Origin of the sequence: Streptomyces sp. CC224B (assembly GCF_030010595.1) — a bacterium.
GTDB lineage: Bacteria > Actinomycetota > Actinomycetes > Streptomycetales > Streptomycetaceae > Streptomyces > Streptomyces longispororuber.
Map to the genome: position 1 here is coordinate 23,449 of NZ_JASCXL010000042.1, position 26,880 is coordinate 50,328.

The 26,880-nt window shown below is 73.5% G+C and carries 21 protein-coding genes; 12 read left to right on the forward strand and 9 right to left on the reverse strand.

Annotated elements, in window-relative coordinates; genetic code table 11:
- Positions 1–2: 2 nt before the first annotated feature.
- Positions 3–1,982: a kelch motif-containing protein gene (locus QK440_RS18400; RefSeq protein ID WP_282794210.1), complete on the forward strand. Its 1,980-nt coding sequence runs from the start codon at positions 3–5 to the stop codon at positions 1,980–1,982.
- 21 nt (positions 1,983–2,003) lie between these two features.
- Here the strand turns inward: QK440_RS18400 and QK440_RS18405 are convergent, their stop codons facing one another.
- The 3 genes from QK440_RS18405 to QK440_RS18415 form a co-directional block, all read right to left on the reverse strand.
- Complete coding sequence (locus QK440_RS18405) at positions 2,004–2,756, reverse strand: 2-phosphosulfolactate phosphatase (protein WP_282794211.1); 753 nt, start codon at positions 2,754–2,756, stop codon at positions 2,004–2,006.
- A gap of 56 nt (positions 2,757–2,812) precedes the next feature.
- Positions 2,813–3,850 (reverse strand): glycoside hydrolase family 6 protein, encoded by a 1,038-nt coding sequence (locus tag QK440_RS18410; RefSeq protein WP_282794244.1) that lies wholly within the window; start codon positions 3,848–3,850, stop codon positions 2,813–2,815.
- A gap of 168 nt (positions 3,851–4,018) precedes the next feature.
- Positions 4,019–5,002, reverse strand: a complete 984-nt coding sequence (locus tag QK440_RS18415; RefSeq protein WP_282794212.1) for a DUF5937 family protein — start codon at positions 5,000–5,002, stop codon at positions 4,019–4,021.
- Positions 5,003–5,117: 115 nt separating this feature from the next.
- Here QK440_RS18415 and QK440_RS18420 point away from each other — a divergent pair, with 115 nt between their 5' ends.
- From QK440_RS18420 to QK440_RS18435, 4 genes are all read left to right on the forward strand, one after another.
- Positions 5,118–6,437: an MFS transporter gene (locus QK440_RS18420; RefSeq protein ID WP_282794213.1), complete on the forward strand. Its 1,320-nt coding sequence runs from the start codon at positions 5,118–5,120 to the stop codon at positions 6,435–6,437.
- 44 nt (positions 6,438–6,481) lie between these two features.
- The gene (locus QK440_RS18425) at positions 6,482–6,991 is read left to right on the forward strand and encodes a MarR family transcriptional regulator (RefSeq protein WP_190137189.1); all 510 of its coding nucleotides are present in this window, start codon (positions 6,482–6,484) and stop codon (positions 6,989–6,991) included.
- A gap of 67 nt (positions 6,992–7,058) precedes the next feature.
- Complete coding sequence (locus QK440_RS18430) at positions 7,059–7,391, forward strand: DUF3817 domain-containing protein (protein ID WP_282794214.1); 333 nt, start codon at positions 7,059–7,061, stop codon at positions 7,389–7,391.
- 72 nt (positions 7,392–7,463) lie between these two features.
- Complete coding sequence (locus tag QK440_RS18435) at positions 7,464–9,164, forward strand: methylmalonyl-CoA mutase family protein (protein WP_282794215.1); 1,701 nt, start codon at positions 7,464–7,466, stop codon at positions 9,162–9,164.
- 146 nt (positions 9,165–9,310) lie between these two features.
- Here the strand turns inward: QK440_RS18435 and QK440_RS18440 are convergent, their stop codons facing one another.
- Both QK440_RS18440 and QK440_RS18445 read right to left on the reverse strand, forming a co-directional pair.
- Positions 9,311–10,627 (reverse strand): HAMP domain-containing sensor histidine kinase, encoded by a 1,317-nt coding sequence (locus QK440_RS18440; RefSeq protein ID WP_282794245.1) that lies wholly within the window; start codon positions 10,625–10,627, stop codon positions 9,311–9,313.
- A gap of 128 nt (positions 10,628–10,755) precedes the next feature.
- Positions 10,756–11,469, reverse strand: coding sequence for a response regulator transcription factor (locus QK440_RS18445; protein ID WP_282794216.1), 714 nt, complete (start codon positions 11,467–11,469; stop codon positions 10,756–10,758).
- Between the two features lie 465 nt (positions 11,470–11,934).
- On the opposite strand from QK440_RS18445, the gene QK440_RS18450 reads away from it, so the two are divergent.
- Both QK440_RS18450 and QK440_RS18455 read left to right on the forward strand, forming a co-directional pair.
- Positions 11,935–13,089 (forward strand): UDP-N-acetylglucosamine--N-acetylmuramyl-(pentapeptide) pyrophosphoryl-undecaprenol N-acetylglucosamine transferase, encoded by a 1,155-nt coding sequence (locus tag QK440_RS18450; RefSeq protein WP_282794246.1) that lies wholly within the window; start codon positions 11,935–11,937, stop codon positions 13,087–13,089.
- Positions 13,086–14,120, forward strand: a complete 1,035-nt coding sequence (locus QK440_RS18455) for an SDR family NAD(P)-dependent oxidoreductase (RefSeq protein ID WP_282794217.1) — start codon at positions 13,086–13,088, stop codon at positions 14,118–14,120. The genes QK440_RS18450 and QK440_RS18455 overlap by 4 nt, the downstream gene beginning before the upstream one ends.
- Before the next feature lie 985 nt (positions 14,121–15,105).
- On the opposite strand, the gene QK440_RS18460 is transcribed toward QK440_RS18455, so the two are convergent.
- On the reverse strand, positions 15,106–15,750 hold the full coding sequence (locus QK440_RS18460) for a TetR/AcrR family transcriptional regulator (protein ID WP_282794218.1): 645 nt from the start codon (positions 15,748–15,750) through the stop codon (positions 15,106–15,108).
- A 339-nt stretch (positions 15,751–16,089) separates the two neighbouring features.
- On the opposite strand from QK440_RS18460, the gene QK440_RS18465 reads away from it, so the two are divergent.
- From QK440_RS18465 to QK440_RS18480, 4 genes are all read left to right on the forward strand, one after another.
- The gene (locus QK440_RS18465) at positions 16,090–17,058 is read left to right on the forward strand and encodes a tetratricopeptide repeat protein (RefSeq protein WP_282794219.1); all 969 of its coding nucleotides are present in this window, start codon (positions 16,090–16,092) and stop codon (positions 17,056–17,058) included.
- Between the two features lie 702 nt (positions 17,059–17,760).
- The gene (locus QK440_RS18470; protein ID WP_282794220.1) at positions 17,761–18,384 is read left to right on the forward strand and encodes a DUF6230 family protein; all 624 of its coding nucleotides are present in this window, start codon (positions 17,761–17,763) and stop codon (positions 18,382–18,384) included.
- 253 nt (positions 18,385–18,637) lie between these two features.
- Positions 18,638–19,156 (forward strand): DUF6114 domain-containing protein, encoded by a 519-nt coding sequence (locus tag QK440_RS18475; RefSeq protein WP_282794247.1) that lies wholly within the window; start codon positions 18,638–18,640, stop codon positions 19,154–19,156.
- Positions 19,146–20,438, forward strand: coding sequence for a hypothetical protein (locus QK440_RS18480; protein WP_282794221.1), 1,293 nt, complete (start codon positions 19,146–19,148; stop codon positions 20,436–20,438). The genes QK440_RS18475 and QK440_RS18480 overlap by 11 nt, the downstream gene beginning before the upstream one ends.
- Before the next feature lie 98 nt (positions 20,439–20,536).
- Here QK440_RS18480 and pyk read toward each other — a convergent pair whose 3' ends face one another.
- The 3 genes from pyk to pta form a co-directional block, all read right to left on the reverse strand.
- Positions 20,537–21,967, reverse strand: coding sequence for a pyruvate kinase (gene pyk / locus QK440_RS18485; protein WP_190137177.1), 1,431 nt, complete (start codon positions 21,965–21,967; stop codon positions 20,537–20,539).
- A gap of 73 nt (positions 21,968–22,040) precedes the next feature.
- On the reverse strand, positions 22,041–23,249 hold the full coding sequence (locus tag QK440_RS18490; protein ID WP_282794222.1) for an acetate kinase: 1,209 nt from the start codon (positions 23,247–23,249) through the stop codon (positions 22,041–22,043).
- A gap of 37 nt (positions 23,250–23,286) precedes the next feature.
- Entirely contained in the window at positions 23,287–25,380 is a 2,094-nt protein-coding gene (gene pta, locus QK440_RS18495) for a phosphate acetyltransferase (protein ID WP_282794223.1), read from the reverse strand.
- 446 nt (positions 25,381–25,826) lie between these two features.
- Here pta and QK440_RS18500 point away from each other — a divergent pair, with 446 nt between their 5' ends.
- Positions 25,827–26,852, forward strand: coding sequence for an ATP-dependent 6-phosphofructokinase (locus QK440_RS18500; protein ID WP_282794224.1), 1,026 nt, complete (start codon positions 25,827–25,829; stop codon positions 26,850–26,852).
- Positions 26,853–26,880: the final 28 nt, after the last annotated feature.

The window sequence follows — 26,880 nt, forward strand, 5'->3', positions numbered from 1 at the left end:
CCATGGCCCCGCGGTTCACCAAGTTCTCCCAGCGCACCAGGAAGATCGCCTTCGGCGCGGGGGCGGGCGCGCTGCTCATCGGCCTCAACGCCCCCGCGGCCATCTCCTTCGCCGAGGAGAAGTACCACGCGTACAAGATCTCCCGGCCCGGCTACAAGAAGAAGTACGGCTCCTGGAAGCAGCTCGACATCCCGAAGGAGTTCCGGACCAACGCCATCCACGCGGCGCTGCTGCACACCGGCAAGGTGCTGATCGTGGCGGGCTCGGGGAACGAGCAGCAGAAATTCGACGCCGGATCCTTCGACACGGTCCTGTGGGACCCGAAGAGGAACACCTTCAAGAAGGTGCCGACCCCGGAGGACTTCTTCTGCGCCGGGCACGCCCAGCTCCCCGACGGACGGCTGCTCGTCGCCGGCGGCACGGCCCGGTACGAGCTGCTCGACGGCGAGGTGGAGCGCGCCGGCGGCGGCATGCGCGTGAAGAACGAGAACCCGGATGAGCCGATCGTCCTGAAGAAGGGCACGAAGTTCCGCTCGCCCTCCGGGGTCGAGTACGTCAGCAAGTTCGACGTGGAGGTCCCGAAGGCCGAGCGCGACTTCGAGATCTCGTACGCGAAGTCCGGCGAGATGAAGCCCTGGAAGACGAAGATCCTCGCGAGCGAGGCCCGGGTCTTCGTGGAGGCGGTCCGCAAGGGCGAGGAGTCGGTCGCCGAGGAGTCCGCGCAGTACGAGATCCAGGGCCTCAAGGGCAAGGCCGCCGACAACACCTACGGCATCGCCGAGAAGCTCACCCTGGACAAGCAGGACTTCCAGGGCATCAGGGCGGCCTACGAATTCGACCCGGTGGCCGAGCGGTACGTCCCCGTGGAGCCGATGAAGAAGGCCCGCTGGTACCCCACGCTCGTGGGCCTGGAGGACGGCCGGGTGCTCGCGGTGTCCGGGCTCGACGACGTCGGCGTCATCGACCCGGGCGACAACGAGATCTACGACCCGAAGACCAAGAAGTGGACGGAGGGGCCCAAGCGCTACTTCCCGACCTACCCGGCGCTGTTCCTCACCAAGGGCGGCAAGCTCTTCTACCCCGCCTCCAACGCCGGGTACGGCCCCGCCGACCAGGGCCGCGAGCCGGGCCTGTGGGACCTGAAGAGCAACAAGTTCACCAAGGTGCCCGGGCTCGCCGACCTCGACCAGACCGAGACGTCGGCGTCCGTGCTGCTTCCGCCCGCCCAGGACCAGAGGGTGATGATCCTCGGCGGGGGCGGCGTCGGGGAGTCGGACAAGTCCACGCGCCGCACGGCCGTCGTCGACCTCAAGCAGGACAACCCGTCCTTCCGGACCGGGCCGCGGCTGCCCCAGGGCACCCGCTACCTGAACAGCGTGATCATGCCGGACGACACCGTCTTCACCACCAACGGCTCCTCCGACTACCGCGGGCGCAGCGCCAGCAACATCCTCAAGGCGCAGTTCTACGACCCGAAGGCGAACGCGGGCCGGGGCGCCTTCCGCACCGCCGCCGAGCCCACCGTGGGCCGCAACTACCACTCCGAGGCGCTGCTGCTGCCCGACGGCCGCGTCGCCACCTTCGGCTCCGACCCGCTCTTCGACAACGAGCAGAACACCAAGCTCGGCCACTTCGAGCAGCGCATGGAGGTCTACACGCCGCCCGCGCTGCACCGCTCGGGCAAGGACCGGCCCGTCCTCGGCGCCGGACCGCAGGTGCTGCCGGCCGACGGCCGCGCGACCTTCCGTACCGCGCACCCGGAGAAGATCGCCTCGGCCCGGCTGATGCGCCCGAGCGCCGTCACCCACACCACGGACGTCGAGCAGCGCTCCATCGCCCTCGGCGTGACCAAGGGCCCGGGCTCGGTGACGGTGGACGTACCGCGCGGCGACACGGCGCTGGTGCCGCCCGGCTGGTACATGCTCTTCGTGACGGACACGGACGGGGCCTCCTCGGAGGCCAAGTGGGTGCACGTCACGTAGCCGCGCCGCGCGGCCGAGGCCTCAGGCCGGGACGAACGCCCCGTGCCGCAGCACCGGCACCTGGCTGCTCGCGTCCAGCTCCGTCGCCACCGCCACGTCCTCGGCGAAGCCGCCCGCGGCCAGCTCCCGGCCGGAGGAGCCGCCCGCCACGGCGGCGCCCACGTCGACGGCCGCGGCGAACGCGGCCACGGCCGCGGCGGCCTCCGGGGACAGCCCGGTGCGGCCCTGCGCGCACAGCGCGGCGATCACGGCCCCCGCGCCGAGCAGGTCCTCGACGGCGGGCCGCAGGCTGCCGTCGGGCCACCGCTCACCCGCCGCGAACACCCCGACGGGGCGTTCGACGGTGCTGTGCCCCTGTCCGGCGAGCCACCGCCCGACGGCGGTGCCGTTGCGCAGCGACCCGGCGGCGACGGTCGCCGCGCCCGCCGAGGCCGCGATGGCCGAGCCGTTCGGCGAGGGCAGCACGAGACGGGGCGTGAAGGGCGCGCGGCGCAGCGCGGCCGGGGAGAGGGACCACGGCGAGTCCGCGGTGACGGCCCGGCGGCCCACCGCGAGGTGGGCGTCGACCTGCCGGGCGAAGGCCGTCGCGCTCTCGTCGCGCCACGGGCAGGGGAAGACCCGCGCGCCCGACTCCACGGCGACGGACACCGACGTGGAGAACGACAGGACGTCGACGATCACCAGGCAGGACACCGCCGGGGCGAGCTGCTTCGCCCCGGCCGGGCCCCACTCGAACCGGATGCCGTGGCCCGCTTGCGACAACTCTTCGCGCATGGGCCCCGAGGCTGCCAGTCCCGGGCGCCTTTTGGCCAGGGCGGTCGGCAGGTGGGCTAGGCCTTCGCGTTGCGCACCAGGCCGAGCGCGTAGTCGGGCCACCACTGGCCGGCCGCGGGGCCGCCGCGGCAGGGGCCGTCGGAGTCGCCGGGGCGCTTGATCCACAGGTAGGCGTCGAGCAGCGGGTCGCCCGTCCGGTCGGTGGGCGGGGTGCCGAGGCCGCGGCCCGGCGGGTTGCACCAGGCGTCCTCGCGGTCGCCCGCGAGCGGGCCGCGGCCGTTGCGGCTGGTGTCCATGACGAAGTGCTTGCCGCCGACGGTGGCGGAGAGCTCCCGGCCGTACCGCTTGGTGGTCTCGTCGCTCTGGAAGTTGGAGACGTTGAGCGAGAAGCCGTCGGCCTTCGCGACGCCGGCCCGCTGCAGCGGCTCGGTGAGCTTGCGGGCGTCGGTGATCCAGCCGGGGTTGCCCGCGTCCAGGTAGACCTTCACGCGCGGCTGCCGCTTGAGCCGCTGGATCGCCTCGGAGAGCAGCTGGTAGCGCTCCTCGTGGTACTCGGCCGGGGTGCAGCCGTCCACGATGTGCGGGATCGCGTCCGGCTCCAGGATCACCAGCGCCGGGCTGTCCCCGATGGCCTCGGCGAAGGAGCCGAGCCACTTCCGGTAGTACTCCGCGTCGTGCGCGCCGCCCGCCGAGTGCTGGCCGCAGTCGCGGTGCGGGATGTTGTACGCCACGAGCACCGCCGTGCGGTCCCCGTCGGCGGCGCCCCGGGTGGCCTCGCGGATGTCCGGGGCCGGGTCGTCGCCCGCCGGCCACACCGCCATCGGCTGCTCGGCGATCCGCTTGAGCGCCTGCGCGTCCCGGGTGCGGCCCTTGCGCTCCCACTCGCGCACCTGCCGCGCGGCGGCGCTCTCCGGGTCGACCCAGAAGGGGTGCGCGGGCTTTGCCGTGGCGGCGGCCGAGGGGGCGGCGCCCTGCTCCTTCGTGCCGGAGCCGCCGGAGTCGCCGGAACCGCCGGAGCCGGACGAGCACCCCGCCGCGAGCCCGAAGGCCGCGGCGGCCGTGAGTGCCGTGAACGTACGGAGCAGCCGGTGCATCCAGCCCCCTAGGGCGATGGTGACGTACGGGTCGGTGCCGGGCAATCCTGGCATAGGGGATTAATCGCTCGGGGGTGCGACACCGCCGACGGGGGCCGGTGTCGGCCGCCCGTGGGACAGGGGGCGTGTGCGGCGGCGCCCGTCGCGCGAGGGCGACCCGGGCGCTCCTCAGCCGCCCGTCGCCAGGGCGGCGCCGAGGGGCGTGCGCTCGTACAGCACCTGATGGCCGTACCGGCGCGCGTGCAGCAGGCCCGCCGCCCGCAGCGTCGACAGGTGCGCGGAGACCGAGGACGGGGCGAGGCCGAGGTGCTGGGCGAGCGCGGACGTGGTGGCCGGTTGGGCGAGCGCGGTCAGGACGGCGGCGCGGTTGCGGCCCAGGAGGCGCGCCAGGGCCTCGGGGGTGTGGTCCGCGGGCGCCGCCCACCAGTCCGCGATGCCGCGGGCGGGGTACACCAGGGTCGGCTGCCACGGCGGGTCGAACCCGCTGATCACCTCCGGCCAGCTGAAGACGCTCGGCATGAGCACCAGACCCCGCCCGTCCAGGCGGCGCGTGTGGCGGCCGTGCCAGCGCGCGGTCAGGGTGGTGCCCGCCTCCCAGGCGAGCCGCCGGTCGAGCTCCGGAAGCAGCGCCCCGAGGCCGACCTCCGCGAGCCGCCGCGAGTGGTACGCCACGTCCGCGTCCAGGAGCGACCGCAGCCGGGGCCAGTGCGGCTCCACCAGGGCGTGCCACGCCGCCTCCAGGGCCCCCGCCAGCTCCCGTACGGAGCGCGCCGGGTCGGCCAGGAGGCGGCGGCCGAGCGGGCTGTCCGCCGCGCCGGGGGTGTCCGCGAGGGCCTTCGCCAGGTCCGTGCGGGCGGCCTCGGGGTCGGCCGCGCGGACCGCCGCGATCTCCTCGTCGAAGGAGGCCGCCGGGCCCAGCGGCGGCGGCCCGAGGAAGTCGGGGTTGTGGCCGCGCACGGGCATCAGCAGCCACAGGGCGGCGAGGTCGAGCTCCTCGGCAGCCACCCGCGTCTGCCGCCGCCACCACGTGTGGGGGCCGTGCCGCCCGGGCGGCTTCAGCGCCCGCACCGCCGCCTGCGTCTCCCACAGCGGGGACACGGCGAACCGGCAGCGCAGCAGGTCGGCCTCGCCGAAGTGCAGTTCGAAGGGCACGGGACGCTCCACGACGACGAGGGCAACGGCGACAGGGCCAGGGGGCGGGTGCGGCGGAGTTTCGGCCGGAGCCGAAACTCTAGGAGCCGGGCCCGGCCGCCACCAGGGTGGGCGCATGCCCGAGCAAGCCACCCCCGCCACCCCCGCCGCCGCGCCCGGCAGCGGCTACCGGCGCGTCTTCGCCGTCCGCGAGTTCCGCGCCGTCTTCGCCGCCCACGCCCTGTCGCTGCTCGGCGTCGTCGTCAGCGAGATCGCGCTGACCGTCCTCGTGTACGAGCTGACCGGATCGCCGCTGCTCAGCGCGCTGGCCTTCGCCCTCGGCCTGCTGCCGTACCTCGTCGGCGGGACGCTGTTCGCCGGGGTCGCCGACCGGTACCCGCCCCGGCGCGTCCTCGTCTCCTGCGACCTGCTGTGCGCCGGGTGCGCCGCGCTGATGGCGCTGCCCGTCGCGCCGGTGGCCGCGCTGCTCGTGCTGCGCTGCGCGATCGCCGCCGTCGCGCCCGTCTTCAACGGCACGCGGATGGCGACGCTCGCCGACGTCCTCGGCGACGGCGACCTGTTCGTCCTCGGGCGCTCGCTGCTGCGGATGGTCTCGCAGAGCGCCGTCCTCGTCGGCTTCGGCCTCGGCGGGGTGCTGCTCACCCTCGTACCGCCGCGTGGCGCCCTGGTGATCACCGTCGGTACGTTCGCCGCCTCGGCGGTGCTGCTGCGCTGCGGCACGCGGCGGCGGCCCGCGCGCGGCGGCGCGCCGGGACCCGGCGGCGGGGCAACCCTGATGCGCCACTCCCTGGCCGGGGCCCGCGCGGTCCTCGGCGACCGCCGGCTGCGGGCGCTCCTGCTGCTGTTCTGGGCGCCGCCGATGTTCGCCGTCGCGCCGGAGGCGCTGGCCGCGCCGTACGCGGAGCAGATCGGCGCGGGCTCCGCCGGGATCGGCCTGCTGATGTGCGCGATGCCGGTGGGCACCATCGCGGCCGAGCTGTACGCGGGCTCCGCGCTCAGCACCCGGGCCCGCGCCCGGATCGTGCTGCCGCTCGCCGCCACCACGCTGCTGCCGCTGCTCGTGTACGCCGCCGCGCCGGGCCTCGCCCTCGCGCTGCCCGCCCTGGTGCTGGCCGGTGCCGGGTCGGCGTACACCCTCGGGCTCGACCGCTGGTTCGTGGACGCGGTGCCCCGGGAGCTGCGCGGCCGCGCGATGACCGTGCACACGACGGGCCTGATGACGCTCCAGGGCGTCGGCATGGCGCTCGCGGGCCTGGCCGCGGAGTTCTTCGCGGTGAGCACGGTGGTCGCGGCGGCGGGCGCGCTCGGCACGGCGTGCTGCCTGGCGCTCGTCGCGGAGGTCCGCAGGACGGCCCGGCGGCGCCCGCCGCCCGCCGTCCCGTGCCCCGCCACCGGTGACCGTGTCCCGAAAAGCGAACGTACGGCCGAATCGTGAGACCGGGGCTGACCACCCCCTGACCGGCGGCTAAGGTCGACGCTGTGCCGAAGCCGCTCAGCCTCCCCTTCGATCCCATCGCCCGTGCCGACGAGCTCTGGAAGCAGCGCTGGGGGTCCGTGCCCGCCATGGGCGCCATCACCTCCATCATGCGCGCCCACCAGATCCTGCTCGCCGAGGTCGACGCGGTGGTCAAGCCCTACGGACTGACCTTCGCGCGCTACGAGGCCCTGGTGCTGCTCTCCTTCTCCAAGGCCGGCGAGCTGCCGATGTCCAAGATCGGCGAGCGCCTGATGGTGCACCCCACCTCCGTGACGAACACCGTCGACCGGCTGGTGAGATCGGGCCTGGTCGCCAAGCGCCCGAACCCGAACGACGGCCGCGGCACCCTCGCCTCGATCACGGCCAAGGGCCGCGAGGTCGTCGAGGAGGCCACGCGCGAGCTGATGGCGATGGACTTCGGCCTCGGCGTGTACGACGCGGAGGAGTGCGGGGAGATCTTCGCGATGCTGCGGCCCCTGCGGGTGGCCGCGCAGGACTTCGAGGACGCGTGAGCGGGGGCCCGGCGCCCTCCCAGGGTCGGCCGAAGATCGCGTAAACCGGACGGTTACGCTCATACGCATGAAACGAAGCGTGCTGACCCGCTACCGCGTGATGGCCTACGTCACCGCCGTCATGCTCCTCATTCTGTGCGCCTGCATGGTGGCCAAGTACGGCTTCGACACGGGTGAGGGCCTGACGCTCGTCGTCTCGCAGGTCCATGGCGTGCTCTACATCGTCTACCTGATCTTCGCCTTCGACCTGGGCTCCAAGGCCAAGTGGCCGTTCGGCAAGCTTCTGTGGGTGCTGGTCTCCGGCACCATCCCGACGGCGGCGTTCTTCGTCGAGCGCAAGGTCGTGCGCGAGGTCGAGCCGCTGATCGCCGACGCGCCGCCCGCCGTCGCCAAGGCGTAACCGCACCGCCACGGGGCGTCCCGTGGCGGCTGCCCATCGACATTTGCTAGGACGTCCTAGTAAATTCGAGGTATGGACGCTCACGCCATCGAGGAGGGCCGCCGCCGCTGGCAGGCCCGGTACGACGCCGCGAAGAAGCGCGACGCCGATTTCACGACGCTCTCCGGTGACCCGGTCGAGCCTGCCTACGGGCCCCGGCCCGGGGACACGTACGAGGGCTTCGAACGGATCGGATGGCCGGGCGAGTATCCGTTCACGCGCGGTCTGCACGCCACCGGCTACCGCGGCCGCACGTGGACGATCCGCCAGTTCGCGGGGTTCGGCAACGCCGAGCAGACGAACGAGCGCTACAAGATGATCCTCGCCGCGGGCGGCGGCGGCCTCTCCGTCGCCTTCGACATGCCCACGCTGATGGGCCGCGACTCCGACGACCCGCGCTCCCTGGGCGAGGTCGGCCACTGCGGCGTCGCCATCGACTCGGCGGCCGACATGGAGGTCCTGTTCCGGGGCATCCCCCTCGGCGACGTCACCACGTCGATGACGATCTCCGGCCCGGCCGTCCCCGCCTTCTGCATGTACCTGGTCGCCGCCGAGCGCCAGGGCGTCGATCCGGGGACCCTCAACGGCACCCTGCAGACCGACATCTTCAAGGAGTACATCGCGCAGAAGGAGTGGCTCTTCGAGCCCGAGCCCCATCTGCGCCTCATCGGCGACCTCATGGAGCACTGCGCCCGCGAGATCCCCGCGTACAAGCCGCTCTCCGTGTCCGGCTACCACATCCGCGAGGCCGGCGCGACGGCCGCGCAGGAGCTCGCGTACACGCTGGCCGACGGCTTCGGGTACGTGGAGCTGGGCCTGAGCCGCGGCCTCGACGTCGACGTCTTCGCCCCCGGCCTGTCCTTCTTCTTCGACGCCCACGTCGACTTCTTCGAGGAGATCGCCAAGTTCCGCGCCGCCCGCCGGATCTGGGCCCGCTGGATGAAGGAGGTCTACGGCGCCAGGACCGACAAGGCGCAGTGGCTGCGCTTCCACACCCAGACCGCGGGGGTCTCCCTCACCGCCCAGCAGCCGTACAACAACGTCGTACGCACGGCCGTCGAAGCCCTCGCCGCGGTCCTCGGCGGCACCAACTCCCTGCACACCAACGCCCTCGACGAGACCCTCGCCCTGCCCAGCGAGCAGGCCGCCGAGATCGCGCTGCGCACCCAGCAGGTCCTCATGGAGGAGACCGGCGTCGCCAACGTGGCCGACCCGCTGGGCGGTTCCTGGTACGTCGAGCAGCTCACGGACCGCATCGAGGCCGAGGCCGAGAAGATCTTCGAGCAGATCAAGGAGCGGGGCCTCAGGGCCCACCCCGACGGGCAGCACCCCATCGGGCCGATGACCTCCGGCATCCTGCGCGGCATCGAGGACGGCTGGTTCACCGGCGAGATCGCCGAGTCCGCGTTCCGCTACCAGCAGGCCCTGGAGAAGGGCGACAAGCGGGTCGTCGGCGTCAACGTCCACCACGGGTCCGTGACCGGGGACCTGGAGATCCTGCGGGTCAGCCACGAGGTCGAGCGCGAGCAGGTGCGGCTCCTCGCCGAGCGGAAGGCGGCGCGGGACGACGCCCGGGTGCGGGCGTGCCTGGACGCGATGGTCGCTGCCGCGCGGGACGGGTCCAACATGATCGCCCCCATGCTGGAGGCGGTGCGGGCGGAGGCCACGTTGGGGGAGATCTGCGGTGTCCTCCGGGAGGAGTGGGGGGTGTACACGGAGCCGGCGGGGTTCTGACCCGGCTGGGGGCTCCCCAATCCCGCCCCTTTCCCGAAACCAGGGGCTGCCGCCCCTGGACCCCGCTTTTTCGGCGCTCCGCGCCTTGTCCTCAAACGCCGGACGGGCTGGAACCCTCCAGCGCGGCCGGGCGAACCCGCGAAGGCCTACGGCCAGGTCAGGCGGAACAGGGCGCCTCCGTCCGGGGGGCGTTCCGCGTGGAGTTCGGCGTCGTGGGCGTGGGCGATCTGGCGGGCCATGGCGAGGCCCAGGCCGGAGCCGGGGAGGGCGCGGGCCTTCTCGGCGCGGTAGAAGCGGTCGAAGACGTGCGGCAGGTCCTCCTCGGCGATGCCGGGCCCGTGGTCCCGCACGGTCAGCTCGCGCCGGGAGAGGGCCACCTCCACCACCCCGCCCGGAGGGCTGAACTTGGCCGCGTTGTCGAGGAGGTTGGTGACGAGCCGCGCCAGCCGGGCGGGCACGCCCGGCAGGGTGAACCCGGCCGTGTCCGGCGCCGCGTCGAGCGTGAGGACCACCCCCGGCCAGTGCCCGCGCGCCGCCTCCACCACGTGCGCCACGAGCGGCGCCACCGCCACGTCCTCGAGGAGCGGCCGCGGCTCCTCGTCGCGCGCCAGCTCGATGAGGTCGTTGACCAGGCCGGTCACCTCCCGGAGCTGCCGGGCGAGCGCGCCCGAGGCCCGGTTCCGCTGGGCCTCGTTCAGCAGGTCGGCCCGGGCCAGCAGCTCGGCGTTCGTGCGCAGCGCGGTCAGCGGCGTCCGCAGCTCGTGCGAGGCGTCGGCGACGAGGCGGCGGCGGGCCGCGACGGACTCCTCCAGCTCGCCGAGCATGGTGTTGAACGCGGCGGCAAGACGCGTGATCTCGTCCTCGCGGCCCGGCGGCCCCGGCGGCAGCTCGATGCGGTGCCGGGCGTCGCGGGTCGCCGCGATGCGCTCGGCGGTCGCGGTGAGCCGGGCCACGGGCGCGAGCCCCGTACGGGACACCCAGTAGCCGCCGAGCGCGGACAGCAGGACCCCCGCGCCGCCCACCACGGACAGGATCGCCGCGGTCTGCCGGACCCCGCGCTCGGCGATGTCCGCGCGCAGGGCGACCTGCACGGCGGTGCCCTTGCCGTAGGTGGTGGTGAGCATGCGGCCCGGCTTGCCGCCGGGCAGGGTGAGACCCGTGTAGTACGGCGCCCGCGCGCCCGCGGCGACCTGGCGGGTGGCGGCGGACACGGGCAGCAGCCACGGCTCGTCCGGGTCGTCGGCCGCGTCCGCCGGGACGAGCTGGGAGCAGGCGGGCGCGCCGAGGAAGCGGCACTCGCCGGTGACGACGCCGCGGTCCTGGTCCCGGTGCTGCTGGGCGATGAGGGTCGCGGACTGGGCGAGGTTCTGGTCGAGCTGCTGGTACAGCTTGTAGCGGATGACGAGGAAGGCGGCGGCGCAGACGCCGACCGCCACGACGGCGACGGCGGCGGACGCGGCCACCGCGAGCCGGGTGCGCAGGGGGTGGCGGCGGCGCCAGCGGGCTCCTGGGGCGCGGCGGGCACGGCGGGCACGGCGGGGCGCACCCTCGGCGCGCGGCGCGCTCACGCCGTCCTCGGCGCGGGCCGCGCTCACGGCGTACCGAGGCGGTAGCCGACGCCGTGCACGGTGTGCACCAGGCGACTCTCGCCGCCCGACTCCAGCTTGCGGCGCAGATACCCCACGTACACCGCCAGGGAGTTGGAGTCCGGCCCGAAGTCGCGGCCCCACACCGCCTCGTGGATCAGCTCGCGCGGCAGCACCTGGCCCGCGTTGCGCAGCAGCAGTTCGAGGAGCGTGGCCTCGGTGCGGCTGAACTCGATGCGGCGCCCGGCGCGCAGGCCGGTGCGGGTGCGGGGGTCCAGGGTGAGGTCCCCGTACGCCAGGGTGCCGTCGCCGCCCGGCCCGTCCGGGCCGTCCGGGTCGGGGGCCGCCCGGCGCAGCAGCGCGCGGACGCGGGCCACCAGCTCGTCCAGCGCGAACGGCTTGACCAGGTAGTCGTCGGCGCCCGCGTCGAGGCCGTCGACCCGGTCGCTCACCGCGTCCAGGGCGGTCAGCACGAGCACGGGGACGCGGTCGCCGACGGCCCGGAGCCGGCGGCACACGGCGAGGCCGTCGAGGACGGGCATCATCACGTCGAGCACGACGAGGTCGGGCTCCCAGCGGGCGACGGCGGTGAGCGCCTGCTGGCCGTCGGCGGCGCCGCGGACCCGGTGGCCGGCGACCGTGAGGGCGTCCTCCACCGCCGCGCGGACTTCGGGGTCGTCGTCGACGACCAGCACCTTTCTCGCCGGGGAGGTCGTCATGGGGTGGTCACCTGGGCCGGGGGTTTTCCCTGGGCCGGGGTGGCTGCCCCTGCCGGGGTGGCTGCCCCTGCCGGGGCCGGGGGGCCCTGCCGGGGCGGGGGCATTTTCCGTGGGGGGTGCGAGGGGCTGTCCGTCGGGTGCGGGTGTGCTGTGGCTTGTCGCGCAGTTCCCCGCGCCCCTTCCGGGGCCGGCAGTGGGGTTCTCGTCTGCGGGTGGCTTGTGGCTGGTCGCGCAGTTCCCCGCGCCCCTTCGGGGCTCGGTGGTTCGGGGCTCGGTGGTTCGGGGGTCGGTGGTTCGGGGGTCGAGGGGTGTCGGCTGGGCGTGTGGTGCATGCGTCCACCGTGCCGCACGTGGCTCTTAGAAGCCTCTTAGGGCGGGTGCCGAGGGTGGGGCCGTATGAAGGCAGCCGTCACTTCCGTCACCCCCACCGCAAGCCGTCCCGGTCCGCCCCGGGCCCTGTCCGTCGTGATCGGCGCGGGCGGTACCGGCGGGCACATCTACCCGGGGCTCGCCCTCGCCGACGCGCTGCGGCGGGCCGTGCCCGGGGCCGTGGTCTCGTTCGTCGGGACCGAGCGCGGCCTGGAGACCCGGCTCGTCCCCGAGGCCGGGTACCGGCTGCACACCGTCGACATGATCCCGTTCGACCCCGCGCTCGGGGCGCGCCGGTTCCTGCTCCCCGCCGACCTGCTGCGGTCCGCCGCGCAGGTCCGTGCCGTGCTGCGGGAGCGCGGCGCGCACGTCGCCGTCGGCATGGGCGGCTACCCGAGCGCCCCGGTGATCCTCGGCGCCCGCACGGCCGGGCTGCCCAGCCTCATCCACGAGTCCAACGCCGTTCCCGGCCGCGCCAACCGCTTCGCCGCCCGCCTCACCCCGCACATCGCCGTCGCCTTCGAGTGCGGCCGTGACCACCTGCCGGGCGGCCACCGCGCGCACGTCACCGGCATGCCCATCGCCGACGCGCTCGCCCGGCTCGACCGGCCCGCCCTGCGTGCCGAGGCGCGCCGCGCGCTCGGCGTGCCGGAGGGGGCGCGGCTGCTGCTCGTCAACGGCGGCAGCCTCGGCGCGGCCCGGCTCACCGAGGCCGCGCTCGGGCTCGCCGCGCGGTGGCGGTGGCGCGGCGACGTCCGCCTGCTGGTCAAGACCGGCCCGGCGGCGCTCGACGAGGCCCGGGACCGGCTGGCCCGCACGGGGGCCGACGCCGTCGCCCGCGCCGTGCCCTACCTGGACCGGATGGACCTCGCGTACGCCGCCGCCGACCTGGTGGTGTGCCGCGCGGGCTCCGCGACGGTCGCCGAGCTGGCCAGCACCGGCGTACCGGCCGTCCTCGTGCCCTACCCGCACGCGCCCGGCGACCACCAGACCCACAACGCCCGGGTCCTCAGCGACGCCGGCGCCGGTCTGCTCCTGCCCGACGCGGAGGCCACGGCCGACCGGCTCGCCGCGCTGGTCGGGCCGCTCCTCGACGCCCCCGCGCGGCTCGCCGCCATGAGCGGCGCCGCCGACCCCGGCCCCCACGCCCGCGCCGCCGACCTGCTCGCCGCGCGCGTCATCGACCTGGCCCGCACGGCGGACCACGGACCCCACCCCGCCCACGACGACCCCCTGGAGAACGCCGCATGACCACGCCGACCGCCCCCGTCACGCCCACCGCCGCCGCGCCCGCCTTCGACTGGCGCGACCGCACCGTCCTCGTCACCGGCGCCGAGGGCTTCATCGGCTCCGCCCTCGTCGACCTGCTCCTGGAGCGCGGCGCCCGCGTCCGCGCCTTCACGCACTACAAGCCGTACGCCGAGAAGGGCAACCTGGCGCACCTCCTCGACGACCCGCGGGTCGAGTTCGTCACCGGGGACGTCCGCGACGCCGGGCGCGTCGACGACGCCGTCGCCGGCTGCGACACCGTCTTCCACCTGGCGGCGCTCATCGGCATCCCGTACTCGTACGACTCCCCGGGCGCGTACGTGCAGACGAACGTCGTCGGTACGGAGAACGTCGCGGAGGCCTGCCGGCGGCACGCGGTACGGCGTCTGGTGCACACCTCGACCAGCGAGGTGTACGGGACGGCGCGGACCGTGCCCATCGGCGAGAGCCACCCGCTGCAACCGCAGTCGCCGTACTCCGCGTCGAAGATCGGCGCCGACATGACCGCGCTGTCCCACTGGCACGCCTTCGAGCTGCCCGTGGCGGTCGTCCGGCCCTTCAACACGTACGGGCCCCGGCAGTCGGCCCGGGCCGTCATCCCCACCATCCTCGCCCAACTCCACTCCGGGGCACGGGAGATCAGGCTCGGCTCGCTCACGCCGACGCGGGACTTCACGTACGTGACGGACACCGCGCGCGGGTTCCTCGCGGTGGCCGCGAGTGAGCGGGTGCTCGGGCACGTGGTGAACCTCGGGGTGGGGCGGGAGATCTCGGTGGGGGAGCTGGCGGCGGCGCTGGTCGCTGCGAGCGGGCGGGAGGCGGTGGTGGTGGCGGACCCCGCGCGGGTGCGGCCCGCCGGCAGCGAGGTCGAGCGGCTCGTCTCCGACAACACCCGGGCCCGGGAGTGGGCCGGGTGGACCCCCGAAGTCCCCCTCGCGGAGGGCCTGAAGCGCACTTCGGCCTGGGTGGCCGAAAACCTCTCCCGCTTCGCCCCGTCCCGCTACGAGGTCTGACCCACCGCGGGGCCCCGCCCCCACCGGGGCGACGCCCGGACCTGCCCTACACCGCGACGGCCGGGCCAGCCTCCACTGCGGCCGGGCTTGCCTCCGCTGCGGCGGCGGTGGGGCCTCCCTCCACTGCGGGCGGGCTTGCCTCCGCTGCGGCGGCGGGGTCCGCCCTCGCCGAGGCGGCGGCCGGGGCTGCTCCGCGCCGCGGCGGCGGGGCCTGCCCTGCCGTGGTGGTCGCCGGGCCCCGCGTACGGGCGGGCGGTATCCCCCACCCACCCGCCCTCCATCGCCGCTCCGCGGCTCGTCCTCAAGCGCCGGACGGGCTGGTTTCCCTTCCGTCTGTCCGTGCTTCGACGGGCGGCGTCCGGGCTGCCCCGCTGTGGTGGTCGCTGGGTCCGGTGTGTGGGCGGGCGGTATCCCCCACCCGCCCGCCCTTCATTGCCGCTTCGCGGCTCGTCCTCAAGTGCCGGACGGGCTGGTTTTCCTTCCGTCTGTCTGTGTCTCGTCGGACGGTGTCCCGCTGCGCGGTTGCCGGGCCCGGTGTGCGGGCGGGCTGGATTTCCCACCGGCCTGCCCTTCGTTGCCGCTTCGCGGCTCGTCCTCAAGCACCGGACGGGCTGATTTTCCCACCTGCCCGTGCCTCGTCGGACGGCATGTGGGCCGCAAGAGCGGTGCAGCGCCTGGTCAGTTGGGCTGTACCGGTGGGCGGGAAGACGGCAGGCGGCGTGCAGGCCGCTAGGTCGGGGCTGTGCTGGTCAGTTGGGTTGTAGGGGTGGGCGGGTGGGGGGCTCCGCCGCGTCAGCGGCGGGAAGCTGACGGACGGCGCGCGAGCCGCCAGGTCGGGGTGTGACCTGGTCAGCGGGGCTGTGCGGGTGGGCGGGTGGGAGACCCGGGCGGCGCCCCGGCCAGGTCAGGCTCCGGCCGGGTCAGGCCTCGGCCGGGTCAGGCCCTGGCCAGGTCAGGCCCCCGCCAGGTCAGGCCCCGCGCCAGGTCAGGCTCCGGTTGGGGTGGGGGCTGGTGTGGTGGTCAGGCCGGTGAGGAGCAGGGCGGTGAAGTGGCGGGCCCACTCCGCGTCCACCGGCTCGGCGCTCACCAGCGCCCGATGCACCACCGCCCCCGCGATCACGTCGAAGACGAGGTCGGCGGTGCGGGCCGCGGCCGCGGGGTCGGGCTCCACCGGCAACTCGCCCCGCACCTGCGCCCGCTGCCGCCCTTCCAGCACGAGCCGCTTCTGCCGTTCCACGATGGACGCGCGGACCCGCTCCCGCAGCGGGGCGTCCGTCGTCGACTCGGCCACCACCGCCATCAGCGCCGTCTTCGTCTCCGGCCGCCCGAGCAGCGCGGCGAACCGCAGGACCACGCCCTCGATGTCCGTGGCGAGGCTGCCGCTGTCCGGCAGCTCCAGCTCGTCGAAGAGCTCCGCCACGGCGTCCACGACCAGCTCGCTCTTGCCCGCCCAGCGCCGGTAGAGGGTGGTCTTGGCGACCCCCGCCCGCGCCGCGACGTCGCCCAGGGTCAGCTTCGTCCAGCCGAGGTCGACCAGGGCCGCGCGGGTCGCCTCCAGGATGGCGTGGTCCGCCGCGGCGCTGCGCGGGCGGCCTCCGGCGCGCGCGGGCGGTGTCCTGCGGCTCTGCATGTCCGCGACCATACCGGTCGGTACGGAGGTGCTGACCAGGCGTGCGTGAGGCAGATCACCCGAGGCCCGGTGCCGCCCCCGGCCGCCTCCAGTTACGCTACGAGCCGTAGCGAAAGCCGGGTGCGCCGGGCCACGGGCCCCGTACCGCGGCGGTCGCTGCGAGCGAGAACTCCACCGCCCCCAGGGCGGCAACCACGGCGCGGGGTGGGGACCCGGCGCGACGAACGGCACGGACGGTCCTCCTCGGGACCACGGAACCCGGCGCGTCCGGCGGCCCCGCAATCCAACGGGGCCGACGGACGGGAGCGGTTCCCGCGCGGCTTGGGGGAGGATGTACTCATGCAGCCACGGAACATGTCCATGAGCGGAGTCGTCGACCTCGCCGCGGTGAAGGCGGCCCAGGAGGCCAAGGCGAAGGCGGAGCAGGCGCGCGCCGAAGCGGCCAGGCAGGGCGGCGGGGGCGCGGTGACCCCGGCCGACCTGGTGATCGACGTCAGCGAGGCGGACTTCGAGCGTGAGGTCCTCCAGCGCTCCACCGAGGTCCCCGTCGTCATCGACTTCTGGGCCGAGTGGTGCGAGCCGTGCAAGCAGCTCAGCCCGCTGCTCGAGCGGCTGACGCGGGAGTACAACGGCCGCTTCGTCCTCGCGAAGATCGACGTCGACGCGAACCAGATGCTGATGCAGCAGTTCGGCGTGCAGGGCATCCCCGCGGTGTTCGCGGTGGTCGCCGGGCAGGCCCTGCCGCTCTTCCAGGGCGCGGCGCCCGAAGCGCAGATCCGCCAGACCCTCGACCAGCTCGTCCAGGTCGCCGAGGAGCGCTTCGGCCTCACCGGCCTCACCGTCGACGCGGACGCCCCGGAGGCCGACGCCCGGCCCGCCGCCCCGGCGGGACCGCACGACGCCGCGCTCGCCGCCGCCGTCCAGGCCCTGGACGCGGGCGACTTGGGCGGCGCCGTCCAGGCGTACCAGAACGTGCTGAACGACGACCCCGGCAACTCCGAGGCCAAGCTCGGCCTCGCCCAGGCCCAACTCCTGCTCCGCGTGCAGGACATGGACCCGCAGGCGGTCCGCAAGGAGGCCGCCGCGCAGCCGGGCGACGTCCGGGCGCAGATCGCCGCCGCCGACCTCGACCTGGTCGGCGGGCACGTCGAGGACGCCTTCGGCCGCCTGGTCGAGACGGTCAGGCGCACCGCGGGCGAGGACCGGGACGCGGCGCGCGTACGGCTCCTTGAGCTCTTCGAGGTGGTGGGCGCGGACGACCCGCGCGTGACGGCGGCGCGCACGGCGCTCGCCCGGGTGCTCTTCTGAGCGACCCTCCGGACGCCGCGCGTCCGGACCCTGACGTTCCGCCGGTTTTGCCCCGACCTGGGTGCCGATCCGTCCGCTGACCGGTCACCCGGGGGTGGGGCTGGTGGTGCCCGAGGGGAAACTTCGTCCAGGCAGTGCCACAGTGGCCGCGTTTTGCCAAATCTTGGCAAACGCGGCCACTGTTACTCGCAGTAAGTCCAGGGCGGTGTTCTGTCCGTTTCTGTTCCTCAATATCCGGATGTCGTCCATCTCTTGACAGCACCGTCCGTCGCTGGTCGGTGTCACCCCGTCGAGCCCCGGTTATCGGAGCGTTACCGATGAGTAACGATCCCCCTTGTGCGGGCGACCGGAATGCACCACGATCGGCCACGCTCGGTCCGTTCCCCCGCACCCCGGCCGCCATTCGGGAGACGGGTCCCACGGGTCCCCACCGGGCGGTCCAGCGACGCCGTCGCCGGACCCGGACAGGGGTCGCCGCCACCGGCAACGGCGGGGCCCGTCCGGCAAGGCCGTGCGTGACGCGTCAGGCGCGGCCAGTGGTTGTCGCTCGGAGGTGATCGCCGGTGACTCAGGCGCGGTGCGCCTGGCGGCGTCGGCGCTCTCCTGGCCGAGGACGTAGCACTTCTCCCATCCCCGCCCGGCCGTACGGCCCGTGAGGGAGCGGCACGGGCCGGAGATGTACGTCCGAGAAGGAGGAAAGTCATGGAATCCGTGGCTCGTGGCGGAACCAGATGGAAGCGGTTCGCCGTGGTCATGGTGCCGAGCGTCGCGGCCTCGGCCGCGATAGGCGTGGCCCTCTCGCAGGGTGCGCTCGCGGCATCGTTCAGTGTGTCCGGCCAGCAGTTCAAGGTGACGGCCAAGCAGCTCGACGGCACGGGCTTCGTCCAGTACGGGGCGCTCGACGAGGGCGCGGGGAAGGACCGCCCCGTCGCCGTCGTCGGCATGGACGAGGCGCATATCCGCAATCTGTGCCAGTCCGTGGTCGTCCCGATCCCGCTGTTCGGCAACGTGTCGATGAAGCTGACGGCCGGCGGCAAGGGCAGCCCGCGGGTCTACGCGAAGCGGCTCTACATCGACGCCGACGACCTGCGGGCCAACGCGGAGTTCACCAACATCGACATCGGTGTCTCGGTCGACCGTACGACGAAGGGGCCCGGCCCCAACCCGGGCGACAAGAAGAAGTACCGCCCCGACTCGTTCGCCCAGCAGGCCGAGAAGGTCCGCTTCACCGACGTCAAGCAGCGCGCGTGGGCCACCACGGCCGGCACCTTCAAACTCTCCGGCCTGCACATGTCGGTCAAGAAGGGCAAGGACGAGTGCTACTGAGGCGGATGACGCCCGGTCCGCGCACGTCTCCTCCGCACGTCTCCTCCGCTCCGTGCCCGTCGAGGGGCGCACCGGCCCGGCGCGGCCGTCGAGCCGCGGTCGGGGCCGTCGCCGAGGCCCTTGCCGGCTGAGCGCGTGTCGCGCCAACGGCCGGGCGCGGGGGCGCCGTCCACCGTGACGTCGTCGATGAGCCGTCCCCGTGCCCGACACCGCACACACAGAACCGAACGCCCTTCCCGAGGAGCTGTACGACATGAGCGCCGAAGCGCAAGTGGGCCTGGGTGGCAAGCTCGGCCGGATGCGCCAGGGTTTCCGAGGGTGGCGCGGGCAGCGCCCGTTCTGGGGCGGCCTGCTGACGTTGCTCGGCGGCGTCCCGATCATGTACTTCCCGTACGCGAACCTCACGCTCGGCACGATGACCATCCGGATGGCGACCACCGCCGGGGCCGGATCGCTGATCATCGGCGTGCTGCTGATCGTGCTCGGCCTGACCATGTGGTTCCAGCCGCAGTCCCGCGTGTTCGCGGGCGTCGCGGCGATCCTGCTGGCCCTGGTCTCCCTGGTGGTGTCCAACTTCGGCGGCTTCGTCATGGGCTATCTGCTCTCCCTGATCGGCGGCGCGCTCGGCGTGGCCTGGGTGCACGAGAAGCCGGTACGGCCCGCGCGGCGCGCGAAGGCGCCGGCCGCGCGCGAGACGGCGGGCGGCCCGGCCGACGAGGCCCCGCCAGCGGGTCCGGTCGACGGGACGAACGGGAGGCACCGTGCCGGCTGACGAGCAGCGCCGCGGGACGGCCGCGGCCACGTCCCGGGGCAGAACGGGACCGCGCCACGCGGCCCCGAGGAAGCCGCTGCTGACACGCGTCCCCGTCGGCAAGGCCATCGCCCTCGCGGCCATGCCCACCGCCGTCCTGATGGGTATGGGGCTGACCCCGCAACTCGCGCAGGCCAAGCCGGGCGTCCCCAAGAACCCCTTCCGCGACGGGCCGTGCGTGACGGTCCCGGACGAGCAGCCCGGGGACGACGGCACGGACACCGCGAGGAAGCCCCCGCGGGACGAGGCCGGGCGAGGGGCCGAACGCCGGAAGAAGGCCGAGCGCCCTCGGCACGAGCCCGGCCCGAAGACCCCGGGCAGGGCCGCTGACACACGGGACCCCGACACGAAGGCCCCCCACACCAAGGCCCCCGAAAGGAAGGCCCCAGGCCCGGAGCCCTCCGAACCGGCGAACCCCCTGGACCCGCTGGGCGTCGGCAAGGCCCTCAAGGACCTCCTGACTCCCAAGGAGAAGAACGACAAGGAGGAGAAGGAGGAGAAGACCGAGCACGAGAAGGAGGCAGAGGCGCCGCGCACGACGTCACCGGCCCCCGAGCGGGAGCGCGACCGGCCCGGCGAACCCGAGAAACGCGAGCAGCCCGAGCCGTCCAAGCAGCCCGAGCAGCGCAAGCAGCCCGAACCGTCCAAGCAGCCCAAGCCGTCCAAGCAGCGCGAGCAGCCCAAGCCGCCCGAGCAGCCCGAGCCGCCCAAGCCGTCCGAGCAGCCCCAGGACCCCATGGCCCCCGACGAGGACGGCAAGAAGCCGTTCCCCTGTGTCGTGGAGAAGAAGGTCGAGGGCGACGACGAGCAGACGCCCGTGCCGATCCCGGACCAGCCCTGGCACCTCCAGGCCAGCTCCCTGCTGCTCAAGGGGGCGGACTACCAGGGCGTCGTGAACCTGACGATGCCCGACGGCCGCACCAAGCAGGCGCTGAAGTACGTCGTCAACGACGGCACGGAGATCGGGGACCTGCACCAGACCGTCACCGGCCCGGCCGGGAAGACGTACCACGTGCAGGCGGCCAAGGGCTCCACGTCCACGATCACCGACGGCGCCACGACGATGTACACGGAGCGCATCTCGGGCAACCTCTTCGGGCTCATCCCGGTGACCTTCGACCCGGAGCACCCGCCGCCCCTGAACATCCCGCTGATCTACTTCACGCACGTGAAGGTCCAGCAGGCGGGCCAGTTCGGCGGCACCCTCACCATCCCGGGCCTCCACCAGTCGATCACCGACTGAACGGCACCGACTGAACGGCACCGACTGAACGGCACCGGCTGAACAGCGAAGGAGGGCGCCCCCGGCCGGGGGCGCCCTCCTCTCGCGGTCGTACGACGTCAGTCGCGGCAGCCGTTGCCCAGGTGGTGGACCCGGACCATGTTCGTGGTGCCGGGGACGCCGGGGGGCGAGCCGGCGGTGATGACCATGGTGTCGCCCTCGTTGTAGCGCTGGAGCTTGAGCAGCTCGGCGTCGACGAGCTCGACCATCGCGTCGGTGTTGTCGACGTGCGGCACGACGAAGGACTCCACGCCCCAGCTCAGCGCGAGCTGGTTGCGGGTCTCCTGGTCGGTGGTGAAGGCCAGGATCGGCTGGGCCGCGCGGTAGCGGGACAGGCGGCGGGCGGTGTCGCCGGACTTGGTGAAGGCCACCAGGGCCTTGCCGCCCAGGAAGTCCGCGATCTCGGCGGCGGCGCGGGCCACCGAACCGCCCTGCGTACGCGGCTTCTTGCCGGGCACGAGCGGCTGGAGGCCCTTGGAGAGGAGCTCCTCCTCGGCCGCCGTGACGATCTTCGACATGGTCTTGACCGTCTCGATCGGGTACGCGCCGACGCTGGACTCGGCCGACAGCATCACCGCGTCCGCGCCGTCCAGGATCGCGTTGGCGACGTCGGACGCCTCGGCGCGCGTGGGGCGGGAGTTGGTGATCATCGACTCCATCATCTGGGTCGCGACGATCACCGGCTTGGCGTTGCGGCGGCACATCTCCACGAGGCGCTTCTGCACCATCGGGACCTTCTCGAGGGGGTACTCGACGGCCAGGTCGCCGCGCGCGACCATGACGCCGTCGAACGCCGCCACGACGGCCTCCATGTTCGCCACCGCCTGCGGCTTCTCCACCTTGGCGACGACCGGGACGCGGCGGCCGACCTCGTCCATGACGCGGTGGACGTCCTTGACGTCGTCCGCGTCCCGGACGAAGGACAGCGCGACCAGGTCGCAGCCCATGTTCAGGGCGAAGCGCAGGTCGTCGATGTCCTTCTCGGACAGGGCGGGCACGTTCACGGCCGCGCCGGGCAGGTTGATGCCCTTGTGGTCCGAGATGACGCCGCCCTCGACGACGATCGTCTTCACCCGCGGGCCGTCGACCTCGACGACCTTCAGCTCGACGTTGCCGTCGTTGATCAGGACCTGGTCGCCCTTGGAGACGTCGCCGGGCAGGCCCTTGTACGTCGTCCCGCAGATCGACTTGTCGCCGGGCACGTCCTCGGTGGTGATGGTGAACTCGTCACCGCGCACCAGCTCGACCGGACCCTCGGCGAAGGTCTCCAGGCGGATCTTCGGGCCCTGGAGGTCGGCGAGGACGCCGATGGCGCGGCCGGTGCGCTCCGCGGCGGCGCGGACGCGGTCGTACCGCCCCTGGTGCTCGGCGTGCGTGCCGTGACTGAAGTTGAAGCGGGCCACGTTCATGCCGGCCTCGATCAGCGAGACGAGCTGGTCCTCGGAGTCGACGGCGGGGCCCAGGGTGCAGACGATTTTGGAACGGCGCATGGGGCGATCCTATCGGTTTGTTTCGCTACGGAATATTCCGTCTGGCGGAATCTACAAATGGGCGGGTGGTTGCTCAGTTGTTCTTTCCGGCCAGGGCATAAGTCTGCGTCGCGATTTCCAGTTCTTCGTCGGTCGGCACGACGGCGACCTTCACTCGAGCGTATTCCGGGGAGATCAGCCGGGGCTCGTCGCCACGGACGGCGTTCAGGTCGCCGTCCACTGCGAGGCCCAGTTCCTCCAGGCCCGCCACGGCCGCCTCGCGCACGGGCGCCGCGTTCTCGCCGACGCCGGCGGTGAAGGCGACGGCGTCCACGCGGCCGAGGACGGCGTAATAGGCGCCGATGTACTTCTTCAGCCGGTGAATGTAGATGTCGAAGGCGAGACGGGCCTGTTCGTCGCCCTCGTCGATCCGGCGGCGGATCTCCCGCATGTCGTTGTCGCCGCACAGGCCGACGAGGCCGCTCTTCTTGTTGAGCAGGTCGTCGATCTCGTCGACGGAAAGGCCGCCGACGCGCGCCAGGTGGAAGATCACCGCCGGGTCCAGGTCGCCGGAGCGGGTGCCCATCACCAGGCCCTCCAGCGGCGTCAGGCCCATCGAGGTGTCCACGCACTTGCCGCCGCGCACGGCGGAGGCCGACGCCCCGTTGCCGAGGTGCAGCACGATGACGTTCACCTCCTCGGGGGCCTTGCCGAGCAGCTCGGCGGTGGCCCGCGACACGTACGCGTGCGAGGTGCCGTGGAAGCCGTAGCGCCGTACGCGGTGCCGGTCGGCGGTCTCCACGTCGATCGCGTAGCGGGCCGCCGACTCCGGCATCGTGGTGTGGAAGGCGGTGTCGAAGACCGCGACCTGCGGCAGGTCGGGCCGCAGGGCCTGGGCCGTGCGGATGCCGGTCAGGTTGGCCGGGTTGTGCAGCGGGGCCACCGGGATGAGGCGCTCGATCTCGGCGAGCACGGCGTCGTCGACGACGGTCGGCGCGGTGAAGTGCTTGCCGCCGTGCACGACCCGGTGGCCGATCGCGGCCAGGTCGGGCGAGTCCAGGCCGAGCCCGTCCGCGGCCAGCTCCTCGGCGACCGCCTTCAGGGCGGCCTCGTGGTCGGCGATCGGCCCGGTGCGCTCCCGCTCGTCGCCGCCCGTCAGCGGGGTGTGCCTGAGCCGGGAGGTCTCCTCGCCGATGCGTTCGACGAGGCCCACCGCCAGGCGGCTGCGGTCGCTCATGTCCAGGAGCTGGTACTTCACCGACGAGGAGCCGGAGTTGAGGACGAGTACGCGGGTCGCGGTCACGGAGGAAGTGCTTTCTGGGTGAGGGGCGGGGGCCCGGTTACGAGGCGGGGGACTGGGGCTGGGACTGGGTCTGGGACTGGATCGCCGTGATGGCGACCGTGTTGACGATGTCCTGGACGAGCGCGCCGCGGGACAGGTCGTTCACGGGCTTGCGCAGGCCCTGGAGCACCGGGCCGACGGCGATCGCGCCGGCCGAGCGCTGCACGGCCTTGTAGGTGTTGTTGCCGGTGTTCAGGTCCGGGAAGATCAGCACGCTGGCCTGGCCCGCGACCTCGGAGTCCGGCAGCTTGGTGGCCGCGACCGAGGGCTCGACGGCGGCGTCGTACTGGATCGGCCCCTCGATCTTCAGGTCCGGGCGCCGGTCGCGGACCAGCTCGGTGGCCTCGCGGACCTTGTCGACGTCGGCGCCCGAGCCGGAGGTGCCGGTGGAGTACGACAGCATCGCGATGCGCGGCTCGACGCCGAACTGCGCGGCCGTGGTCGCCGACTGGACGGCGATGTCCGCGAGCTGCGCCGCGTTCGGGTCGGGGTTGACGGCGCAGTCGCCGTACACGAGGACCTTGTCGGCCAGGCACATGAAGAACACGGACGACACGATCGACGCCTCGGGCCGGGTCTTGATGATCTCGAAGGCGGGACGGATCGTCGCGGCCGTGGAGTGCACGGAGCCGGAGACCATGCCGTCGGCGAGGCCGCCCTGCACCATCAGCGTGCCGAAGTAGTTGACGTCCGCCACGACGTCGTACGCCAGCTCCACGGTCACGCCCTTGTGGGCGCGCAGGCGGGCGTACTCCTCGGCGAAGCCCTGGCGCAGCTCGGACGTGTGCGGGTCGACGAGCTGCGAGTCGGCCAGGTCGATGCCCAGGTCGGCGGCCTTCTTGCGGATGTTCTCCACGGGGCCGAGCAGCGTCAGGTCGCACACGCCGCGGCGCAGCAGCACGTCCGCGGCGCGCAGGACGCGCTCCTCGGTGCCCTCGGGCAGCACGACGCGGCGGCGGTCGGCGCGGGCCCGCTCCAGCAGCTTGTGCTCGAACATCATGGGCGTGACCCGGTCGCTGCCGAACACCGACAGGCGCCGGGTCAGGTCCGCGGTGTCGGTGTACCGCTCGAAGAGGCCGAGGGCGGTCTCCGCCTTGCGCGGCGTCGCCGCGTTCAGCTTGCCCTCCAGGGCGAACAGCTCGGCGGCGGTCGGGAAGGAGCCGCCGGAGACGGCGATCACGGGCGTGCCGGGCGCGAGCCGGTCCGCGAGGCGCAGGATCTCCGGACCCGGCCGCTCGTTCAGGGTGAGCAGCACGCCCGCGATCGGCGGGGTGCCCGCGCTGTGCGCGGCGAGCGCGCCGACGACCAGGTCCGCGCGGTCGCCGGGGGTGACGACCATGCAGCCCGGGGTCAGGGCGTTCAGGAAGTTCGGCAGCATGGCGCCGCCGAAGACGAAATCGAGGGCGTCCCGGGCCAGGCCCGAGTCGTCGCCGAGGAGCACCTCGCCGCCGAGCGCGTGCGTGATCTGCGAGACGGTCGGCGCGGCCAGGGCGGGCTCGTCGGGCAGCACGTGGCAGGGCACCGGCAGCAGACTGGCCAGGCCCTGGTGGATCTCGTCGCGGTCGGCCGGGGCCACGCGGTTGGTGACCATGGCGAGGACGTCGCAGCCCAGGCCGTCGTAGGCGCGGTAGGCGTTGCGGGTCTCGGCGCACACCGACTCGGCGCTCTGGTTCTTGCCGCCGACGACGGGCAGCACCGAGGCGCCGAACTCGTTCGCGAGCCGCGCGTTGAGCGCCAGCTCGTCCGGGAGCTGGGTGGCGGCGAAGTCGGTGCCGAGCACGAGCACCACGTCGTAGTCCCGCGCCACCCGGTGGAAGCGGTCGACGAGCCGGGAGACCAGCTCGTCCGTGCCCTGCTCGGCCTGGAGCGCGGACGCCTCGTGGTAGTCCATGCCGTACACCGACGCGGAGTCCTGCGAGAGCCGGTAGCGGGCGCGCAGCAGCTCGAAGAGGCGGTCGGGTCCGTCGTGGACGAGCGGGCGGAAGACGCCCACCCGGTCGACCTGGCGGGTCAGGAGCTCCATGACTCCCAGCTCGACGACCTGGCGGCCGTCGCCACGGTCGATCCCGGTCACGTACACGCTGCGGGTCACGCGCGCTCTCCGTTCCTACGTCTGCTGTGCCTGGTGTGGCTGTTGTCTGCTGTGGATGATGTGTGTCTGGTGTTGTCCGTACGTCTTGCCCGCCGCACGCCGTGTACGTCTTGTACGCCGTACGGTGGTGGCAGGGCCGCCGGGCCGGGCGGCCTCGTCCGCGCCGCTCGCGGCCGCGGTGGCCGGGTGCCGGGCATCGCCGCAGGTGGGGGCCCCGGCATGGGCCGCGGCGGAGCCGGAAATACACCCGATATTGTTGGCTGTGCCCTCTTGACAATACCTCTGCGGCTGGCTAGGTCGCCCGCCGGACATGGCTGAGGGCTCCCCGGGGCCACAGGCCTCGTACCCCATAACGGCCGGACCATCGGCGAGCGGCGTCGCTCCGCGCGCCGTGGAACAATCGGACCGGCTCTCACGTAACAGCAGCGAGCAGGAGACTCAGCGCGATGCGTATCGGAATTCTCACCGCGGGCGGCGACTGCCCCGGCCTCAACGCAGTGATCCGGTCGGTCGTGCACCGAGCGGTCACGAACTACGGCGACGAGGTCATCGGCTTCGAGGACGGGTACGCGGGTCTCCTCGACGGGCGCTACCGCCCCCTCGACCTGAACGCGGTCAGCGGCATCCTGGCCCGCGGCGGCACGATTCTCGGCTCCTCCCGCCTGGAGCGCGCCCGCTTCCGCGCGGCCTGCGTCAACGCCAAGGAGCTGATCGAGAAGAGCGGCTTCGACGCGCTCATCCCGATCGGCGGCGAGGGCACGCTCACCGCGGCCAAGATGCTCCACGAGGCCGGTGTGCCGGTCGTCGGCGTGCCCAAGACCATCGACAACGACATCTCCTCCACGGACCGCACCTTCGGCTTCGACACGGCCGTCGGCGTCGCCACCGAGGCGATGGACCGGCTGAAGACGACCGCCGAGTCCCACCAGCGCGTCATGGTCGTCGAGGTCATGGGCCGGCACGCGGGCTGGATCGCCCTGGAGTCCGGCATGGCGGGCGGCGCCCACGGCATCTGCCTGCCCGAGCGCCCCTTCGACCCGGCCGACCTGGTCGCGATGGTCGAGGAGCGGTTCGCGCGCGGCAAGAAGTTCGCGGTGATCTGCGTCGCCGAGGGCGCCCACCCCGCCGACGGCACCATGGACTACGGCAAGGGCGCCATCGACCAGTTCGGCCACGAGCGCTTCCAGGGCATCGGCACGGCCCTCGCGTACGAGCTGGAGAAGCGGCTCGGCAAGGAGGCCAAGCCGGTCATCCTCGGCCACGTCCAGCGCGGCGGCACCCCCACCGCGTACGACCGCGTGCTCGCCACGCGCTTCGGCTGGCACGCGGTGGAGGCCGTGCACCGCGGCGAGTACGGCCGGATGACCGCGCTGCGCGGCACGGACATCGAGATGGTGCCGCTCGCCGAGGCCGTCACGGAGCTGAAGCGGGTGCCGAAGGACCGTATGGACGAGGCCGAGTCGGTCTTCTAGACCCCCTCGCCGGGGCGGCGGCGGCCGC

Bases quoted from the DNA above. Each gene is read 5' to 3' on its own strand.
- QK440_RS18400 (WP_282794210.1), top strand. From the start codon at position 3: ATGGCCCCGCGGTTCACCAAGTTCTCCCAGCGCACCAGGAAGATCGCC.
- QK440_RS18405 (WP_282794211.1), bottom strand. From the start codon at position 2,756: ATGCGCGAAGAGTTGTCGCAAGCGGGCCACGGCATCCGGTTCGAGTGG.
- QK440_RS18410 (WP_282794244.1), bottom strand. From the start codon at position 3,850: ATGCACCGGCTGCTCCGTACGTTCACGGCACTCACGGCCGCCGCGGCC.
- QK440_RS18420 (WP_282794213.1), top strand. From the start codon at position 5,118: ATGCCCGAGCAAGCCACCCCCGCCACCCCCGCCGCCGCGCCCGGCAGC.
- QK440_RS18430 (WP_282794214.1), top strand. From the start codon at position 7,059: ATGAAACGAAGCGTGCTGACCCGCTACCGCGTGATGGCCTACGTCACC.
- QK440_RS18435 (WP_282794215.1), top strand. From the start codon at position 7,464: ATGGACGCTCACGCCATCGAGGAGGGCCGCCGCCGCTGGCAGGCCCGG.
- QK440_RS18445 (WP_282794216.1), bottom strand. From the start codon at position 11,469: ATGACGACCTCCCCGGCGAGAAAGGTGCTGGTCGTCGACGACGACCCC.
- QK440_RS18455 (WP_282794217.1), top strand. From the start codon at position 13,086: ATGACCACGCCGACCGCCCCCGTCACGCCCACCGCCGCCGCGCCCGCC.
- QK440_RS18460 (WP_282794218.1), bottom strand. From the start codon at position 15,750: ATGCAGAGCCGCAGGACACCGCCCGCGCGCGCCGGAGGCCGCCCGCGC.
- QK440_RS18465 (WP_282794219.1), top strand. From the start codon at position 16,090: ATGCAGCCACGGAACATGTCCATGAGCGGAGTCGTCGACCTCGCCGCG.
- QK440_RS18470 (WP_282794220.1), top strand. From the start codon at position 17,761: ATGGAATCCGTGGCTCGTGGCGGAACCAGATGGAAGCGGTTCGCCGTG.
- QK440_RS18475 (WP_282794247.1), top strand. From the start codon at position 18,638: ATGAGCGCCGAAGCGCAAGTGGGCCTGGGTGGCAAGCTCGGCCGGATG.
- pyk (WP_190137177.1), bottom strand. From the start codon at position 21,967: ATGCGCCGTTCCAAAATCGTCTGCACCCTGGGCCCCGCCGTCGACTCC.
- QK440_RS18500 (WP_282794224.1), top strand. From the start codon at position 25,827: ATGCGTATCGGAATTCTCACCGCGGGCGGCGACTGCCCCGGCCTCAAC.